Below are 15,724 nucleotides of genomic sequence, written 5' to 3'. Positions count from 1 at the left end.
CAAATAAATACAAAAGCCGCTCCCGTTGAACAGAAACGGCTTTCGGCGAAGCAGTAGCGCGAACTTTGCAGTTCGCGCCCCCGAACGACTACCGTTGTTACGGCGCGGGGACGCAAACTACAAAGTTCGCGCTACTGCTTGTGGTGCTACTTCAATGCCATTTTGAAGATGTAGTAGGGCTGGTCCTGCTGGCCGATGCCCTTGTTCCAGGTGGCGGTTTTGTGGATGGCCGAGGTGGTCACGTACAGCGTTTTACCGTCGCCGGAGAAGGCAAACGTATCGGGCCACTCCAGGCGCGGATCCTGCACCACCGTTTCGATTTTGCCGGCCGGCGTGCGGCGCTTGATGGAGTGGTCCTCGAAGGCCGTCAGGTACAGGTTGTTCTGGGCGTCGATTTCCATCCCGTCGCAGGCGGGCACCTTGCCCAGGTCCTCAATCTGACCGGCTAACTGGGCATCGGTGAGGGCGGAGTTGCGCAGGGCCTCGGTTTTAATGCGGTACAGGTTGTAGCTGGTCAGAGGCTTCCAGTAGAGGTACTGCCGGTCGGCACTCAGGGCAATACCATCAGAGTTGATGCGGGCACTGTTGCCGCTGGGGTCAATCAGTTCCTTGCCATCGGCCTTGATATTGAGGGTAGTATCGGCCAGCATGGAGGGGTGGCCGCTGAGCACCCGCCGGCCCCGGCCCGTGCGCAGGTCCACCACCACCAGGCTACCCAGGCCCGAGTCGGTGAGATAGGCGAACTGGTTCTGGGTATCCACGCGCACGTCGTTGAGGTAGGATTTGCGCGGAGCCACGCTTTCGGGGAAGCTGATGGTCTGCACCACCTTGTCGGTTTTGGGGTCAATCTTCACCAGTTTGGGGCCGCCGGGCACCGTGGCCCGCAGGCCGGGCGAGGCGGGGTCCACTACCCACAGCATACCAGTTTTATCGGCATACACGCTCTGGGGGCAGATCCAGTGCTTCTGGGGCTCGTTGCGCAGGGTTTCGTTCCAGGTGCACCAGTTGGCATCGGGATAGGGCTTGATGGAGCCATCGGGCGCTACTTCCGCAATGGGCATCACGGGGTTGTTGTCCCAGCGGGGGAAGTCGGCAAACACGCGGCCATCGGGCAGCACGGCTACGCCCACCATCTGCGGCTCCCGGAACTGGGCCACCACCTGCAGCGGCGAATTGGCCGGCGCGACGGGCGCAGCCGTCTGCGTGGAATCAGTAGCAGCGGTGGTGCCGCTGGCATCGGTAGCGGGCGTGGAGGGCGAGGAGCAGGCCTGCGTGAACAGAGCGGCCGCCAGCAAACCGGCCGCGGGGGACCAGGAAAAACGTTTCATAGGAATGTTGGTTGGAGTAAGCGTGAGCAGCAAGACCGACCTCTGCGGGCGAGGCTCCTGTGCTTACGGCGGCCGGCGGACCGGGTTTCCAGCCGGCCAGGCATGCCCTCAAACCTTCGAGGGGTAACCTGCGTAAGCGGCCAGACTATATCTAGAATCAGCTATTTATTGACTAAAAAATTTAGCAAACGTGTAAAAACCTGATTTAAAAAAAAGCTGTACCTTTGACCCCTCGAAAATGACATCATTTTATTAGTGCAATTAATTATATAATTTATCTATATTTAGCCATCATTTCTTGCTTCACACGTCTGTTTTCGGCCTTTTTCGCCGCTGACTATACCTAAAAGAGCCTCAAAAGTCTGCTAACGCAGATGGCGCTCTATCCCACTAGCCGAGTCGGGCCGGCTGTCCATTCTCTCCGGACAATAAGCGAGAGTCCACGAACCCAAACGTCATGTCCATTGCGTTATTCCTACTGACCTTCCTCTTCCCCCCCCGCACTATTTCTGTCCCTGCTCTGGCCCTGCCTTCCACCGTGGCTAGCCTGAGCCCCCGTCCGGTAAGCGTTGCGTTGCCGGTAATGCCCGTAAAAAAGGCACCTTTGACTTTATCATACCGTGTAACGGCTACGACTTACTGGCCCGAAGTGGGTCAGACCGATGACAACCCGATGGAAACCGCCGACGGCTCCATCATTCCGGCCCGCCACTCCAGCAAAACCCGCTGGCTGGCCGTTTCCCGTGACATGCTGGACAAATGGGGCGGCCCGTTCCGCTTCGGCGACAAAGTCCGGGTAAGCGGTATTTCCGACGCATTGGATGGCGTCTATATCATCCACGATACCATGAACCGCCGCCACCACCACTGCGTGGATGTGCTGGTGAACAAACGGGAATGCCAGCAGGGCCTCGAAGGCCGCTGGACGGGCATCCGGCTCAGCAAGCTGGCCCCCGAACCCACCTGGGAAGCCAGCTAATCAGCGGCTTTTCTTTCTCTCACTTACGCTTTTGCTTCCGGCTTCTAGGCTTCCGGGTACTGTAGCAGGTGCCGGGGCTGCCCATCCGCATCGTACAGGAAGGTGAGCGGATGCGCCGGGTCACGCAGGATTTCCGTCAGCGGAATCTGCCACCGTTTCCACATTTCCAGCAACGACTGCCCGTAGGCGCTGTTCTCCCAGGGATTGAAAATATCCCCGGTCACGTCGTCGATGAGCGTATCCATGATGACTTCCACGTCGCCGGGCTTCACCGGGCGGGGGTAGTAGTCGGGCACTACGTTGAGCAGGTAGGCGGCGTAATATACCCGGGCCTTGAACTCGGCTACCTGCACTGGGTGCAGGGGCCGGTAGGCATCCTGGTACACGCGGCCCATGGCCTGGCGGATGATGCCATTATCCACCAGACAGGCCACCAGTACAGTTTCGTTGAGCTTGATGCTGAAGGCAATGGTGCTCAGGTCGTCGTCGTACTCGAAGGGCATATCGTCCTGGGCGGGGTCGGTTTCCAGCACGAACACGGAGCCGGCCACGAAATCCTCAAACTCCATGGGCACCCGCAGGGCCTGGAAGGGCTGATAGAAGGCCTGGAACCGGCGCAGCAGCTGAGCGTTTTCAGCTAGCGGGTACTGGGGCTTGGCTAGCGGGTCCAGCTCATTGAGCAGCTCCGTAACTAGCACGCCGTAAAACATCTTGCCCAGCCACAGAAACAGCGTTTGCTCGTCTAGCTGGCGGAAGCCGCGCGTGCCTTCGCGGGAGGCCAGCTCCACCCGGGCCTCCAACGGCTCCACGTGGTGGGTGCGGCAGATGGGGCAGCAGGCAATGCGCAAGTCCTTGTAGGCCACAATGCTCATATCCAGTAGCTTGATCTGCCGCTCGTGCAACTGGTAGCGGCTCATCAGCCACTCGGCAAACACCGGTACGGTGTCGTGGGGCGGCGTGGTGGGCGTACCGCACAGAAAACAGCTCTGCATGCTGAAGCGCATGTTTTCGAACGGGTCGTAGAGAGCAAGCGGGGCGAGCGGCTGGAATTCAGACATAGCAAAAGAAAACGCGTAGGCGGCAAAAGTACGGCTTGCGCGGGGTGGCAGCACACCACCCCGTCCAAAACCGAAGACTGAATACTACCCGGCCCGCCAATTGTTTTGGCCTGAACGCCTACCGCCCGGCCTACACTGTGTAGGCCGGGCGGTAGGCGTTTATTATGGTGTAGGCGCAGGGCCTAGCGTGACAACGACGAGCCGAGTTTAATGAGCAGCTTGCCCAGTTGAGCCAGCGGCGCACCATAGTCGCCAATAGTTTCTTCGGCTACTTTGGAGGTTTCATTACCTAATGAAGCTAGCGTTTCGGCCAGGTCGTGGGCCTGCGTGTCGGAGGCCGTCAGTTGAGCCTGCAGCGTGCCCAGCTCCTGAATGATTTTGGCCAGGCCGGGTCGCTCGGAAGCGCGCAGTACCTCGGCCCAACGCTCAATTTCAGTTATGCCATGCTGTCCGGATTTATCGGGCGCGCCGGCATTGAGCAGGTTCAGGGTATCTTCGAGCAGAGCCGAATTTTGCCGGTCAGTTACGTCCAGCGGTATTGTGGGGGTGGGAGTTGACTGCGGGGTGGAGGCGGTAGAATCCATAGCCTGGAAAAGCAAGAGTGACGAAAGTAAGTTTACGGCTGAGCGTAAACGGCTATACTTGTCCGGGTTCAGAAAAGTTGGCATATCCTGTGCCGTCGCTGCCCGTACAACCCCGATGGCCTAAAATGGCCGGAAAGTTGCGGCCCGGGCCGCCTGTTTATGCTACACACCTATCTTGCCGCTCCTTTTTCTTCTCCCACCCGTCAGCAGCAGTTTGAGGCAGTGAAGGCGGCCCTGGCCGCTGAGCCGGATGCCCCTTACACCGTACTGCTGGGTAACCTGACGCTAACCACCAACGACGACCCGCTGGACGCCGTGATTCTGCGGCCGCGCAGCCTTACGCTGGTGCAGCTGCTGCCCCAGGGCGGAATCCTGCATCTGACAGACCTGCGTACGGGGCCCTGGATGCTGGATGGAGCAGCGCTGGAAATACCGGGCCACCATGCTACGCCCTTCACCCGATTTGAGCAGCAGCGGGCGGCCTTGGCCGACTGGCTGACGGAGCAGTTGCCGCCGGAGGCCGCTAACCTTCAGTTTATCAGCGGCCTGGTGCTGTTCGGCGACGTGGTTCGGTTTGGGCCGGAGGTAGAAACCTGTATGGCGGCCGTGCCCTCAGCATCCATGTTCCATCTGCTCCCCGACCCCAGCCGGTTTACACGCCGCCTGGCTCTGCTGGCTACTCCGGAAATCGACCTCACCCCGGCAGAGCTGGAGCAGCTGACAGCAGACCTGCAACTGCCCTCCTCGGATGCGGAGGCTGATTCTGACGCGAAAGACGCTGCGCCGACTACTGGTAATCTATTCCGGCAAAAGGCCGGGCAGCTCTGGCGCTGGCTCGGGGCCGAAGACCTGGACCAGTTGGACCGGGGTTCTTCGGGCTATGAAATTGACCTGGATGCCCGCAACCAGGAGAAGCAGGCGCTGGAAGACCTGCGCGCCCAGCTGCAGCAGGACATGCAGCAGCAACTCAGTGCGCTGGCCCACCGGGAAGCCGAGCGGGAACAGCGCATTACCCGGTTACAGCAGCAGCTCCAGACGGCTCCGGTAGCCCCCGAAGCCCCTGATCTGCAGGCTCAGCTGGCCGCTGAGAAACGGGAAAAGGCTGCGCTGGAAACATCCATGGCTACCTACCGCCAGGAGCTGGAAAGCCGGAATACGGAGCTGGGGCAGAAAATTCAACAGCTGGAAAACCTGATTGAGCGCCTGGCTGCCGCCCCCGTTCATCCGGCGGCTCCCGCATCGGCAACTTCCCCACCGACGGCAGGCACTACTACACCTCCGGCTGCATCGGCCACTCCGGCTACACCGCCCCCTGCCGTAGCCGCTGCAACCACGTCGGCAGCGGATGGGCCGGCGCAGAACCGTAAAAGCCAGTTTGGCCGGCCGGCCAGTGCCGTTGCGTACGGCGTAGCCGGCTGGAACCGCTGGCTACCGGTAGTGCGGCGACGCCTTAGCCGACTGCGCGCTTCGCTGCCGTATGCCCAGGCGCTGCCCAAATGGGCCGGCTATGCGGCCGGCGCGGTAGCCGTGCTGCTGGTAGTGCTCTGGCTCAGTAGCGGAACCGATGAGGCGGTAAGCTTCACCCAGCGGGGCCAAGTGGGGCTGCTGGCGGCCAACGGCGACACGCTGCTGCCCGCACGCTACGCCAGCATCGGGGAGTTTCGGGAAGGACGGGCCGTGGTGGAGCGGGATGGGGTGTTTGGCTTTGTGCAGACCGATGGCACCGAAGTGGTACCGCCCGCCTACGATGCCTTGTATCCGTACGAGCAGGACTACGCCCGCGCCAAAATAGGTGGGCTGTACACCTTTCTGACTAAGGATGGGGAAGAGTTTGGAGCCTACTACTATGCCGCCCGCGACTTTTCGGAGGGCTGGGCGGCCGTGCTCGACCACCGCGGCTGGCACTACATCAATGGACCGGAGGAACCTGCGCAACCCGTTATTTTTCAGGAGGCCTATTCGTTTCAGCAGGATCTGGCCCGCGTAAAAACGGCCGGCCGCTTCACGTTTATTCAGCCCGACTACCTGGCTGACACGACAACGGGAACTGCCCCATTCGGGCGCTACACCAGCGCTACCGATTTTGATGCGCAGGGCCGGGCCCGGGTAGTCCAGAACGGCCGCAGCTTCTCCATCGACCGCAGCGGGGAGGAAGTAAAGGAGTAAGCCGGAAAACGCCTCCTACCGGCCTCAGTGTTTTTTGCGGCCCTTGTGTTTGCCGTGCCCCTTCCCCCGGCCGCGCAGCCAGCCCTGCCAGCTCTGGGCCGGCACTATCACGACCTGGCTACCGGCTGGGGCCGCCGAAACCGGACCAGCCAGCTGCAGACGGCCGTTACCGGCCCGACTGATGGTAGTAGCTTCGCCCAGAACAGTGCACCCCTGCCCGTCGCGCAGCTCGGTGCGGCTGCCGTCTCGCTGCACAATAAATCCGTCGCGGGTAACTAAGCGGCCGTTGGGCAGATGCACATCGTGGGGCATGGGCTTGATTTCGCCGTTGCGCACCACATACATGTTTCCGTCGCGGCGCTGAAACCCATCATTGGCCTGGGCCGAGGAGTAGTAGCTAATCAGAAGAAACAGCAGCAGCAGACTGGCAGATTTGAGCATGCGGGAGGGGAAAACAAACGAAAAGTAGCGGCAGAAGCCATACGCGCAACCAGGGCGGAAGTTCCGTAGCCGGGCCCGCACAAAATTCCGGAATCCGGCGCGGGTTACCTTCTGCCTGCTCGCCTTATTAACCTCTGAACGACGCGGAGGCGTCGGATCATACCTCACTTCTATTCGCTGAATTTCCATGAAAGCCATCTTCAAATCCCTGTTCGTTGCCGCCGCTGTTACGTTCTCCGCTGCTTCCTGCACCCAGGAGGGCAAAGAAAATGCCGACGCCGCTGCTGCCAACACCGAGGCCGCTGCTGAAAACGCCGGCGACGCCGCTGCCGCCGAAGCCAACAACGCTGCCAACACGACCGAAGCTGCTGCTGAAAATGCTGGTCAGGCCATCGAAAACACCGCTGACAAAGCAGCTGCCAAAACCGAAGCTGCCACCGACAAAGCGGCTGCTGAAACCAAAGAAGCTGCCGCCAACGCTGCGGCTGCTACCGAGAAAGCCGCCGGCGACGCTAAAGCTGAGCTGAAAAACTAAGTAGCTACCGGCCATTGGCCGGCTATGGCTACCAAGTATAAGCCCGAACCAGCACTGGTTCGGGCTTTTTTCAGGCCGTTACTTTCGCGGGGGGCTGTTCGGTGGCCCCGGCCAGTTCCAGCAGCACCGTATAGTAAGGGCGGCCCTGCACGCGGGCGTAGAGCCAGCTGTAGAAACTCAGGGCCTGCAGATCCTCCTGCTCCAAAGGCACGAAGGCCGGCAGCCGGGTGGCCCGGGCCGCAAACTCCGCTGACTTCACCACCTGCGGGTCCTCAATAATGTCGCGCACCAGCTGCAGGTAGCCCAGCACCGCCGCGTAGCCGCCCCCATCATTCCCGAACCGCTCCTTGATGAGGCGCTCAATGGCCCGCAGGCGGTTCTGGGCCAGGTCATGGTTGCCGAGCTCCAGCTGAATCAGCATCTCGCCCATGTTACGGTTGAGCACCCACTCCACACCCATTTCCTGCTCGCACCAATGGTCGGTGCGGCCAATGGCCAGCAGTACCTGGTTGGCCTTCTGAAACTGACCTTCGGCAAAGTAATGAAAGCCCAGCCCCAGCCGGGCCGTGAGCAGCTCCCGGGGCGGCAGAGTGGTTTTGAGCACCTCTTCCAGCAGCCGGATGCTGTCGGCATTGCGGCGCAGGAAGGCGTAGTTGGCGGCCAGCAGAAAGGTATAGCGCAGGCGGAATGCCGCCCCGCGCAGCCGGGTTCCTTCGTCCAGCAGCACCTGCAGCCGCTCCAGGTACTGCACCGATTCCTGAAAGCGGCGGGTGCGGTACAGGGCGTGAGCAATCATGTACAACAGCCCCAGTTGCGCCTCGCGGTGGGCGGGCTGGAAGCCGTGGCGCTTTTCCATGAGGTGGTAGCAGCGCATCACGAAGGGGGCAAACGTGAGGTAGTCGCGGCGCACCAGCATGGCCGCCCGGGCCAGCGACATAAGCCGGTACAACAGGGCCGGCCGCCGGGCAAAGGCTTCCTGCAAATCGTACTCGCGCAGCACTTCCTGCAAAATCCCATCAAACGACTCGCCGGCGCGGCCCTTCACGCGGGCCTCGCGCAGCCGCTGCCGGATGAGGCTGTCGGCAATGTTGGCGCGCTCCTCTTCGTCGGCGGCTTTTTTGTTGAGGTTTCGCCGGCGAATAATGTCCGGCAGCGCATCGGCATGCTTGCTGCCGGCTTGGGCAATCTGCAGGTTATATACCGTGTTCAGCAGCTCGTATTGCTCGTTTTGCTGGGCCAGCTTTTCGGCCTTGCGCAGCATGTTCCAGGCCAGGCGGCCCACGCCCACCTCAAACAGATACTGCGCCAGGGTGAGCAGCCCCCGCACCGAGGAAGCCGCCGTGGGGTCCTGCTGGCGCTGGCGCAGTAGCAGAAAATCGGTGAGGTGGCGCATGAGGCGCTTGCGCAGCGCGTAGTATGCCACCGCGTTAGGCTCCTCCGGATACAGGCGGGCCAGCAGCTCGTCGGTGGAGTATTCTTTCTGATGCAGCAGCAGGTCGCAGAGGCGCACATCCATGCGGCCCTTCTGCTTACGGCGCTGCCGCTGGATAAACTGCCGGAAGTCCTTGCGGTCATCGGCGGAAAACGTACTAAGGGTAGTTCTTAAATCATCCATTCGGGTGCATACACTATGCTAGCATTAAAAGCCAATGATACTGAATGGCCTGCACAGTTTGAAGGTGGCCGGATACTTTGCCGCAGATTGCCCACCGGGCACCGCAACAAGGTCAGCAACTTTCCGATTAATGCCACCGTAAACGCCTTACCAACTCATCCAAAACCCTACCCACCATGGACGCTAATAACAACGGCATCAACGACTCGACTGAGCTGCGCGCTCGGGGCAACTGGAACGAAATCAAAGGTCAGGCTAAGCAGAAGTGGGGCAACCTCACCGACGATGACCTGAGCTACGAAGAAGGCCAGCAAGACGAGTGGTTTGGCCGCCTGCAGCAGAAAACCGGCGAAACCATTGATGACATCAAAAACTGGTTCCACCGCACCTTCTAGGCGACTGTCCGTTTACCGGAATACTGCCTGATAATGGCCCAATACCTTGAGGGTATTGGGCCATTTTATTTTCATACAAACATAAATAATAGTAACTATTTAATATTATTTATGTATTTACCTACATTGCATAGCTATGCAAACCCCGCTGGAAGAACTGCGCACCTTAGGCAATACCGCCCTGCTGCGGATACCCAAAACTGCGTTTTTCTGCTCCCGGGAGTATCCGCACAGCATTGAGCGGCTAGCGTACCTCTGGGCCATGGAACAGCGGCAGCTTGGGTACTGCGTGTTATCGGGGTTTCATTCTCAGCTGGAGCAAAGCATTTTCCGGTTTTTGCGCCGTGATGTGCAGCAACCAATTGTGTACGTACTGGGCCGGGGCATTCAGCCGTCCATCTCACTTGAATATGAGCGGGATATTCAGATGGGCCGGCTATTGTTTGTTACTCCCTTCGACCAGGAAGTAACCACCGTTACCCAAGAAACAGCCCTTATCCGGAACCTGCTGATTGCGGATATTGCGGACCGGATTTTTCTTCCTTACGTACGTCCAGGTGGCAATCTGGAGCAGTTGGTACACAGCGCGGTAGCTCGAGGCAAGCCGCTGCTTACGCTGAACCTGCCTGAGAACCGGGAGTTGCTACGCCAAGGGGCCCGCCTATACTACCCACCGGGGCTATTGGGGGGCCACCGTGCCCGACTTTAATAGCGGACTTGCGTATGCAGGAGCTACACACCCACTTTTCAACTCATCCCTATGTCGGTTTTATCCACCGCGCAGGCTGCGCTGCCCACTTCACCGTCTTCCGGCATCCGGACGCTGGCCCGTTTCGGGTTTGCCGCCAAAGGCACCGTGTATCTGTTGATGGGCGTACTGGCCCTCCTAGCTGCCGCTGGCCAACAGGGTGGTCAGACTGCCGATAAAAAACAGGCGGTACTCACGCTGCAGAGTTTGCCCGGCGGGACGGTGCTACTGGGTCTGGTGGCCTTCGGGCTACTGGGCTACATCGTGTGGCGCTTCACGCAGGCTATTGTGGACACGGAAGGCAAGGGTGGCGACGCTAAAGGCGTCGGGCGCCGCATTGGCTTCGCAGCCAGCGGCCTGCTCTACGCCAGTCTGGCCTGGTACGCTGCCAAGCTGGCCATGAATGGTTCAGCTTCTGCAGGCGGCAATACCCAGCAAACCCTCACGGCCCGCGTACTGGGCTGGCCCGGCGGCGAGTGGCTGATTATGCTGGTAGGCGTGGCCATTATCGGGGGCGGCATTTATCAGGTATACAAGGCGTATTCGGGCAAGTTTCATAAGGATGTGAATGGCTCCGATATTCCGGGCGGTCAGCAGAATACGGTCTACCGGCTGGGTCAGCTCGGCTACACCGCTCGCGGCGTGGTGATGGCCATCATCGGCTACTTCTTCGTGCAGGCCGGCCGTCAGTCGCGCGCGGCCGCGGTGGGCAGTACCGATGAGGCATTCGACCTGCTGGCCTCCATGGGTCCGCTCGTGCTGGGCATCGTGGCTTTGGGCCTGATGGCCTACGGTCTTTACATGCTGGTGCAGGCTAAATACCCCGTACTGCGTCGGATTTAGTTGTCAGTTGTTTGTTGTCAGTAAAAAAAGACAGCACCTGCCAAAGTAAGAATCCCCGGCGAAGTGAGTCTTCTGAAATATGAAGAGTCACTTCACCGGGGATTTTCTGTACAGCCGTACTCAGCAGCTGACAACTAAAAGCCTACGCCACGTAATCTTGCAGGTATTGGTACCGCTCGGTGAGTTGGCCATTGCGGGCAATGGTGGCTCGCTCAATCACCGCGTCGCCGCCCTCGTGCAGCAGGTGGGGCAGTACGTTATCAATCAGCTGGCGGCCGAAGTCCCGGCTGGCGTTGCGCGGCAGCTCGCAGGGCAGGTTGTCCACGGCCATGATGGTGATGTTATCGGGCCGGGAGTAGGCGGGTTCCAGCTCGCTGGTGGTGGGGTTGTAGTCGAAGGCCGGTTCCTGAATGGTGCTGCTGCGCTTGGTGGTCGGGATGGAGCCGTCCACGTCGCAGGTCACATCGGCAATGGTATCGAGGCGAAAATGGGAGCGGCGGGTGTCGTGCTCCGAGAACAGCCGGGGGCCCTGCGGATGCCAGTAGGCGCAGGCAATGAGCAGATTGGTTACGGGCAGAAAGTTCTGAAAAGTGCTTTCGTACTCGTGGGGGTTGCGGTGAAAATCAGGCGTATCCCACACCCGACCGTCGCGGCGGCGGTTGTAGTCGGAGCTGCGCAGCTGGCAGTACACGGGCTCGGTGAAGTCGTGGTAGAGGTAATCGTACACGCTCACCCGCCGGATGCCCATCATGTCCAGCACTTCTACCGCACCCTGCCCCACGCGGCCGGTACCGGTTACGGCAATTTTGATGGGGGGCAGGCGCTTTACCTTGAAGAACTCCTCCTGCATATCCTCCATATCCACGCACTCATAGGCCGGCTTCAGCTCGTAGAGGCCATGCTTGCGGCCGTAGGTGAGCAAACCGTTGTAGGCCCCCACAATACCGGCCCAGCGCCCGAAGGCTACAATTCGCTCCCCGTTTTCGTTGGTGAGCAGCTCGTAGTCAATCAGGGTAATATTCTTGGCCAGCACCTGCCGCAGCAGTTCCCGGTTGGCGGGCTGTTTTTTCACGGTGTGCGAGAAGAACAGGTAGGTTTTGTTGGGAATGAGCTGCGCCACGGGCACTTCCTTCACCCCCATCAGAATGTCACAATCCGACACGCCGGGGCGCACTTCCAAGCCCAGGTTGCGGTATTCCTGGTCGGAGAAGCAGCGGATGGGGCTTTCCTGGGCTACTATTTTCAGGCCGGGGAAACGGGCTTCGGCCTCGGTGCATTTTTTGGGGGTGAGCGGAACGCGTTTATCGGGCGGAGTTTTGCCTTCTCGGATCAGGCCAATGGTAACAGGGCGCATGCGGTGGGAACGGGTGGGTTTCGGGGGCTAAATCTGCGGAAAATTGTTGAGTCCCACTTTGCAGCCGCCGGGCTAAACATTTGCCCACTTATCGGTTTAAGGGTGAAGCCTTTTCGCGCTACCTTTGTAGGGGCTCCGTTGGGGCCGCTTGCATTGCCACCCTCACCCTTCTCTTTATGTTGCTGAAGACCAAGCCCGCCGATGTGTTTGTGGACCGTCACAACGGCCCCGACGAAGCTGCCGTAGCCGAGATGCTGCGCGTTATCGGCGTGGAGTCGATTGACCAGCTCATCGACGAAACCGTGCCGGCCGCCATCCGCCTGAAAAAGCCGCTGAACCTGCCCGCTGCCCTCACGGAGCGGGCTTTTTTGGCGAAGTTCAAAGGCATTGCCAGCCAGAATAAGCTGTTCAAGAACTACATCGGCCTGGGCTACCACGACACCCAGCTGCCGGCCGTCATTCAGCGCAACATCCTGGAAAATCCGGGCTGGTACACGGCCTACACGCCCTACCAGGCCGAAATTGCCCAGGGCCGCCTCGAAGCCCTGATCAATTATCAGACGATGATAATTGACCTCACGGGCCTGGAAATTGCCAACGCCTCCCTGCTCGATGAAGGAACTGCCGCCGCCGAAACGCTGCACATGTTCCATTCGCTCAGCAAGAAGAAAAACGCCAACCGCTACTTCATCTCGGAGCAGGTACTGCCCCAGACCATCGACGTGGTGCGCACCCGCGCCGAGCCCCTGGGTATTGAGGTAGTTATCGGGGACCACCGCACCTTCGACCTCACCGACGACACCCTGTTCGGGGCCCTGCTGCAATACCCCGCCGCCGACGGCGCCGTGTACGACTACACCGACTTCATCAGCAAGGCCCACGACAACAACCTGTTCGTGACCGTGGCGGCCGACTTGCTGTCCCTGACCCTACTCACGCCTCCCGGCGAAATGGGGGCCGATGCCGTAGTAGGTAACTCCCAGCGTTTCGGCGTGCCGATGGGCTACGGCGGGCCGCACGCCGGTTTCCTGGCTACCAAAGACGCCTTCAAGCGCGTGATTCCCGGCCGTATCATCGGTCAGAGCATTGACGCGGCCGGCAATAAGGCCTACCGCATGGCCCTGCAGACCCGCGAGCAGCACATCCGCCGCGAAAAAGCTACCAGCAACATCTGCACCGCACAGGTACTGCTGAGCGTGCTGGCCGGCATGTACGCCGTGTACCACGGCCCGAATCGGCTCAAGCAGATTGCCAGCAACATTCACGCCCTGGCCCGCACCCTGGAAATGGAGTTGCACGCCCTGGGTCTCGACCAGCGCAACCAGTTCTACTTCGACACCCTCGATATCAAGCTGGAAAGCCAGGAACTGCAGAACGCCATCCGCAAGGAGGCCGAAGCTGCTGGCATCAACTTCCGCTATTTTGAGGAGCACGGCTCGGCCCGCGTGGGCATCAGCCTGCACCAGAACACCGAAGCCGAGGACGTGCAGGACATCGTGGCCGTGTTCAGCAAAGTGCTGGGCCGCGACGTGCGCCAGGTAGCCCAGCCCGAAGAGGTAGAAGTAACCTGGCCCGACGCCCTCATCCGCAAGAGCGAGTACCTCACGCACCCCATCTTCAACTCGCACCACTCGGAGCACGAGATGCTGCGCTACATGAAGCAGCTCGAAAACAAGGACCTGAGCCTGGCTCACTCCATGATTTCGCTGGGCTCGTGCACCATGAAGCTGAATGCCACCGCCGAGATGATTCCGGTGACCTGGCCGGAAATTGGCGGTCTGCACCCCTTCGCCCCGCGTGAGCAGGCCCAGGGCTACGCCGAGATTTTCAAGAACCTGGAAGCTTGGCTGTGCGAGGTAACCGGCTTCGATGCCGTTTCGCTGCAGCCCAACTCGGGTGCCCAGGGCGAGTACGCCGGCCTGCTGGCCATCAAAGGCTACCACGATGCCCGCGGCGACCAGCACCGCAACGTGGCCCTGATTCCGGCTTCGGCCCACGGCACCAACCCCGCCTCGGCCGTTATGGCCGGCATGACGGTAGTAGTGGTGAAAAGCACCGAGGAAGGCAACATCGACGTGGAGGACCTGAAGGCCAAAGCCGCGCAGTACGCTAACAAGCTGAGCTGCCTGATGGTAACCTACCCCAGCACCCACGGTGTGTACGAGGAAACCATCATCGACATCTGCCAGACCATCCATAACCACGGCGGCCGTGTGTACATGGACGGTGCCAACATGAACGCCCAGGTAGGCCTCACCTCGCCCGCTACCATCGGAGCCGACGTGTGCCACCTGAACCTGCACAAAACCTTCTGCATCCCCCACGGCGGCGGCGGACCCGGCGTAGGCCCCATCGGTGTAGTAGCCGACCTGGCTCCTTACCTGCCCGGCCACGTGGTGGTGGACGCCGATGGCCGCACCAGCGGCGCAGTTTCGGCGGCCCCCTGGGGCTCGGCCAGCATTCTGCCCATCAGCTACGCCTACATCAGCATGATGGGCGGCGAAGGGCTGACCCAGGCCACGCGCATTGCCATCCTGAATGCCAACTACCTCAAGGCAAAGCTGGAGGAGCACTATCCCGTGCTGTACACCGGCTCCAACGGCCGCTGCGCCCACGAGATGATTCTGGAATGCCGCCACTTCAAGAAAGCCGGTATTGAAGTAGAGGACATTGCCAAGCGCCTGATGGACTACGGCTTCCACGCCCCCACCGTGTCGTTCCCGGTAGCCGGCACGCTCATGATCGAGCCCACCGAGTCGGAGAGCAAGGAAGAGTTGGACCGCTTCATCGAGGCCATGGTGAGCATCCGCAAGGAAATTGCCGAGGTAGAAGCCGGCCGTGCCGACGCTAAGGAGAACGTGCTCAAGCACGCGCCCCACACCGCCGCCACGGTTCTCACGCACGAGTGGACCCGCCCTTACACCCGCGAGCAGGCCGTGTATCCCACTGAGTACGCCCGCGCCTACAAGTTCTGGCCCACCGTATCCCGCATCGACTCGGCCTACGGCGACCGGAACCTCATCTGCGCCTGCACGCCCATCGAGCAGTATGTGGACGCCGAGGAGCAGCTGGTTCCCACCGATAAAGGCCCGTCGTACTAGAGCTTAGAATGTATGAAAAAGCCCCGCCGTGGTTACGGCGGGGCTTTTTTTGGTACGTTTTCGCGCTACCTGATACTAAGCACTAACAACTAAGCACCAGGCACTACGCTCTACCGTTTGCCAAAGCAGGTACGATACATGTAGCCATTCTGAGTTTTACCGGCAGCCGTTACACGCACTTTCAGGAAGTAAGCATCCACGGTATCCATTACCTGCACTTCATTGCCGGAGCTTACTGTTGTGAGCTGCTGCGATTCTTTGGTCATGCCATCATAGAGGACACACTCTACCACTGTATTGTGGGCCACGGGAGTTGTGGAGGTGCGGTTAGAACGGGATTCGTCCTTGGAAGCGCTACAGGATGCCAACACGGCTAGGCTGCCAATACCGAGTAGAATTTTTTTCATATATACAAAACGCAGGAATTTTATTCTCTGCAAAAGATAGGGATATTTTAAGATCAAAAAGAATTTGCGGGATTACATTCTGGTAGGATTTATTCTGTACGGCTGTTCGAAAGCGGGAACGAGCGTATAAGTGGATGTGTTTAAATAATCGGAGCACCGCTCACATACTA

General features: G+C 60.0%; 14 protein-coding genes. 7 read left to right on the top strand and 7 right to left on the bottom strand.

Annotated features, from left to right (window positions below; all coding sequences use genetic code 11):
* Positions 1-146 precede the first annotated feature (146 nt).
* Positions 147-1,328 (bottom strand): SMP-30/gluconolactonase/LRE family protein, encoded by a 1,182-nt coding sequence (locus tag EI291_RS00900; RefSeq protein WP_125417384.1) that lies wholly within the window; start codon positions 1,326-1,328, stop codon positions 147-149.
* Between the two features lie 457 nt (positions 1,329-1,785).
* On the opposite strand from EI291_RS00900, the gene EI291_RS00895 reads away from it, so the two are divergent.
* Positions 1,786-2,307: an RlpA-like double-psi beta-barrel domain-containing protein gene (locus tag EI291_RS00895; protein ID WP_125417383.1), complete on the top strand. Its 522-nt coding sequence runs from the start codon at positions 1,786-1,788 to the stop codon at positions 2,305-2,307.
* Positions 2,308-2,351: 44 nt separating this feature from the next.
* Here the strand turns inward: EI291_RS00895 and EI291_RS00890 are convergent, their stop codons facing one another.
* Together EI291_RS00890 and EI291_RS00885 are read right to left on the bottom strand one after the other, a co-directional pair.
* Positions 2,352-3,365, bottom strand: coding sequence for a hypothetical protein (locus EI291_RS00890; protein WP_125417382.1), 1,014 nt, complete (start codon positions 3,363-3,365; stop codon positions 2,352-2,354).
* A 182-nt stretch (positions 3,366-3,547) separates the two neighbouring features.
* A complete protein-coding gene (locus EI291_RS00885) occupies positions 3,548-3,949 on the bottom strand; it encodes a hypothetical protein (protein WP_125417381.1) in 402 nt (133 codons plus the stop codon).
* Between the two features lie 159 nt (positions 3,950-4,108).
* On the opposite strand from EI291_RS00885, the gene EI291_RS00880 reads away from it, so the two are divergent.
* A complete protein-coding gene (locus tag EI291_RS00880) occupies positions 4,109-6,115 on the top strand; it encodes a WG repeat-containing protein (protein WP_125417380.1) in 2,007 nt (668 codons plus the stop codon).
* Positions 6,116-6,139: 24 nt separating this feature from the next.
* Here the strand turns inward: EI291_RS00880 and EI291_RS00875 are convergent, their stop codons facing one another.
* Complete coding sequence (locus tag EI291_RS00875) at positions 6,140-6,556, bottom strand: DUF6799 domain-containing protein (RefSeq protein WP_125417379.1); 417 nt, start codon at positions 6,554-6,556, stop codon at positions 6,140-6,142.
* A gap of 187 nt (positions 6,557-6,743) precedes the next feature.
* On the opposite strand from EI291_RS00875, the gene EI291_RS00870 reads away from it, so the two are divergent.
* Complete coding sequence (locus EI291_RS00870; RefSeq protein WP_125417378.1) at positions 6,744-7,091, top strand: hypothetical protein; 348 nt, start codon at positions 6,744-6,746, stop codon at positions 7,089-7,091.
* Positions 7,092-7,161: 70 nt separating this feature from the next.
* Here the strand turns inward: EI291_RS00870 and EI291_RS00865 are convergent, their stop codons facing one another.
* Positions 7,162-8,706, bottom strand: a complete 1,545-nt coding sequence (locus tag EI291_RS00865; protein ID WP_125417377.1) for a hypothetical protein — start codon at positions 8,704-8,706, stop codon at positions 7,162-7,164.
* Positions 8,707-8,882: 176 nt separating this feature from the next.
* Between EI291_RS00865 and EI291_RS00860 the strand changes: the two genes are divergently transcribed.
* The 3 genes from EI291_RS00860 (at position 8,883) to EI291_RS00850 (ending at position 10,692) form a co-directional block, all read left to right on the top strand.
* Positions 8,883-9,101: a CsbD family protein gene (locus EI291_RS00860; RefSeq protein WP_125417376.1), complete on the top strand. Its 219-nt coding sequence runs from the start codon at positions 8,883-8,885 to the stop codon at positions 9,099-9,101.
* Between the two features lie 136 nt (positions 9,102-9,237).
* Positions 9,238-9,810 carry a DNA-binding protein gene (locus EI291_RS00855; RefSeq protein WP_125417375.1) on the top strand — a complete coding sequence of 191 codons (573 nt, stop codon included), beginning with the start codon at positions 9,238-9,240 and terminating at the stop codon, positions 9,808-9,810.
* A gap of 51 nt (positions 9,811-9,861) precedes the next feature.
* A complete protein-coding gene (locus EI291_RS00850; protein WP_125417374.1) occupies positions 9,862-10,692 on the top strand; it encodes a DUF1206 domain-containing protein in 831 nt (276 codons plus the stop codon).
* A 142-nt stretch (positions 10,693-10,834) separates the two neighbouring features.
* On the opposite strand, the gene EI291_RS00845 is transcribed toward EI291_RS00850, so the two are convergent.
* On the bottom strand, positions 10,835-12,046 hold the full coding sequence (locus EI291_RS00845; RefSeq protein WP_125417373.1) for an NAD(P)-dependent oxidoreductase: 1,212 nt from the start codon (positions 12,044-12,046) through the stop codon (positions 10,835-10,837).
* A gap of 176 nt (positions 12,047-12,222) precedes the next feature.
* Here EI291_RS00845 and gcvP point away from each other — a divergent pair, with 176 nt between their 5' ends.
* The gene (gcvP, locus tag EI291_RS00840) at positions 12,223-15,147 is read left to right on the top strand and encodes an aminomethyl-transferring glycine dehydrogenase (protein WP_125417372.1); all 2,925 of its coding nucleotides are present in this window, start codon (positions 12,223-12,225) and stop codon (positions 15,145-15,147) included.
* A 110-nt stretch (positions 15,148-15,257) separates the two neighbouring features.
* On the opposite strand, the gene EI291_RS00835 is transcribed toward gcvP, so the two are convergent.
* Positions 15,258-15,554, bottom strand: coding sequence for a lipoprotein (locus EI291_RS00835; RefSeq protein ID WP_125417371.1), 297 nt, complete (start codon positions 15,552-15,554; stop codon positions 15,258-15,260).
* Between the last annotated feature and the right edge of the window lie 170 nt (positions 15,555-15,724).

Source organism: Hymenobacter rigui, from assembly GCF_003944715.1.
In the GTDB taxonomy this organism is placed as follows: Bacteria; Bacteroidota; Bacteroidia; order Cytophagales; family Hymenobacteraceae; genus Hymenobacter; species Hymenobacter rigui.
The sequence above is the reverse complement of the archived record's forward strand: the minus strand, read 5'-3'. Positions and strand labels throughout refer to the sequence as shown.

Bases quoted from the DNA above. Each gene is read 5' to 3' on its own strand.
- EI291_RS00900 (WP_125417384.1), bottom strand. From the start codon at position 1,328: ATGAAACGTTTTTCCTGGTCCCCCGCGGCCGGTTTGCTGGCGGCCGCT.
- EI291_RS00895 (WP_125417383.1), top strand. From the start codon at position 1,786: ATGTCCATTGCGTTATTCCTACTGACCTTCCTCTTCCCCCCCCGCACT.
- EI291_RS00890 (WP_125417382.1), bottom strand. From the start codon at position 3,365: ATGTCTGAATTCCAGCCGCTCGCCCCGCTTGCTCTCTACGACCCGTTC.
- EI291_RS00885 (WP_125417381.1), bottom strand. From the start codon at position 3,949: ATGGATTCTACCGCCTCCACCCCGCAGTCAACTCCCACCCCCACAATA.
- EI291_RS00880 (WP_125417380.1), top strand. From the start codon at position 4,109: ATGCTACACACCTATCTTGCCGCTCCTTTTTCTTCTCCCACCCGTCAG.
- EI291_RS00875 (WP_125417379.1), bottom strand. From the start codon at position 6,556: ATGCTCAAATCTGCCAGTCTGCTGCTGCTGTTTCTTCTGATTAGCTAC.
- EI291_RS00870 (WP_125417378.1), top strand. From the start codon at position 6,744: ATGAAAGCCATCTTCAAATCCCTGTTCGTTGCCGCCGCTGTTACGTTC.
- EI291_RS00865 (WP_125417377.1), bottom strand. From the start codon at position 8,706: ATGGATGATTTAAGAACTACCCTTAGTACGTTTTCCGCCGATGACCGC.
- EI291_RS00860 (WP_125417376.1), top strand. From the start codon at position 8,883: ATGGACGCTAATAACAACGGCATCAACGACTCGACTGAGCTGCGCGCT.
- EI291_RS00855 (WP_125417375.1), top strand. From the start codon at position 9,238: ATGCAAACCCCGCTGGAAGAACTGCGCACCTTAGGCAATACCGCCCTG.
- EI291_RS00850 (WP_125417374.1), top strand. From the start codon at position 9,862: ATGTCGGTTTTATCCACCGCGCAGGCTGCGCTGCCCACTTCACCGTCT.
- EI291_RS00845 (WP_125417373.1), bottom strand. From the start codon at position 12,046: ATGCGCCCTGTTACCATTGGCCTGATCCGAGAAGGCAAAACTCCGCCC.
- gcvP (WP_125417372.1), top strand. From the start codon at position 12,223: ATGTTGCTGAAGACCAAGCCCGCCGATGTGTTTGTGGACCGTCACAAC.
- EI291_RS00835 (WP_125417371.1), bottom strand. From the start codon at position 15,554: ATGAAAAAAATTCTACTCGGTATTGGCAGCCTAGCCGTGTTGGCATCC.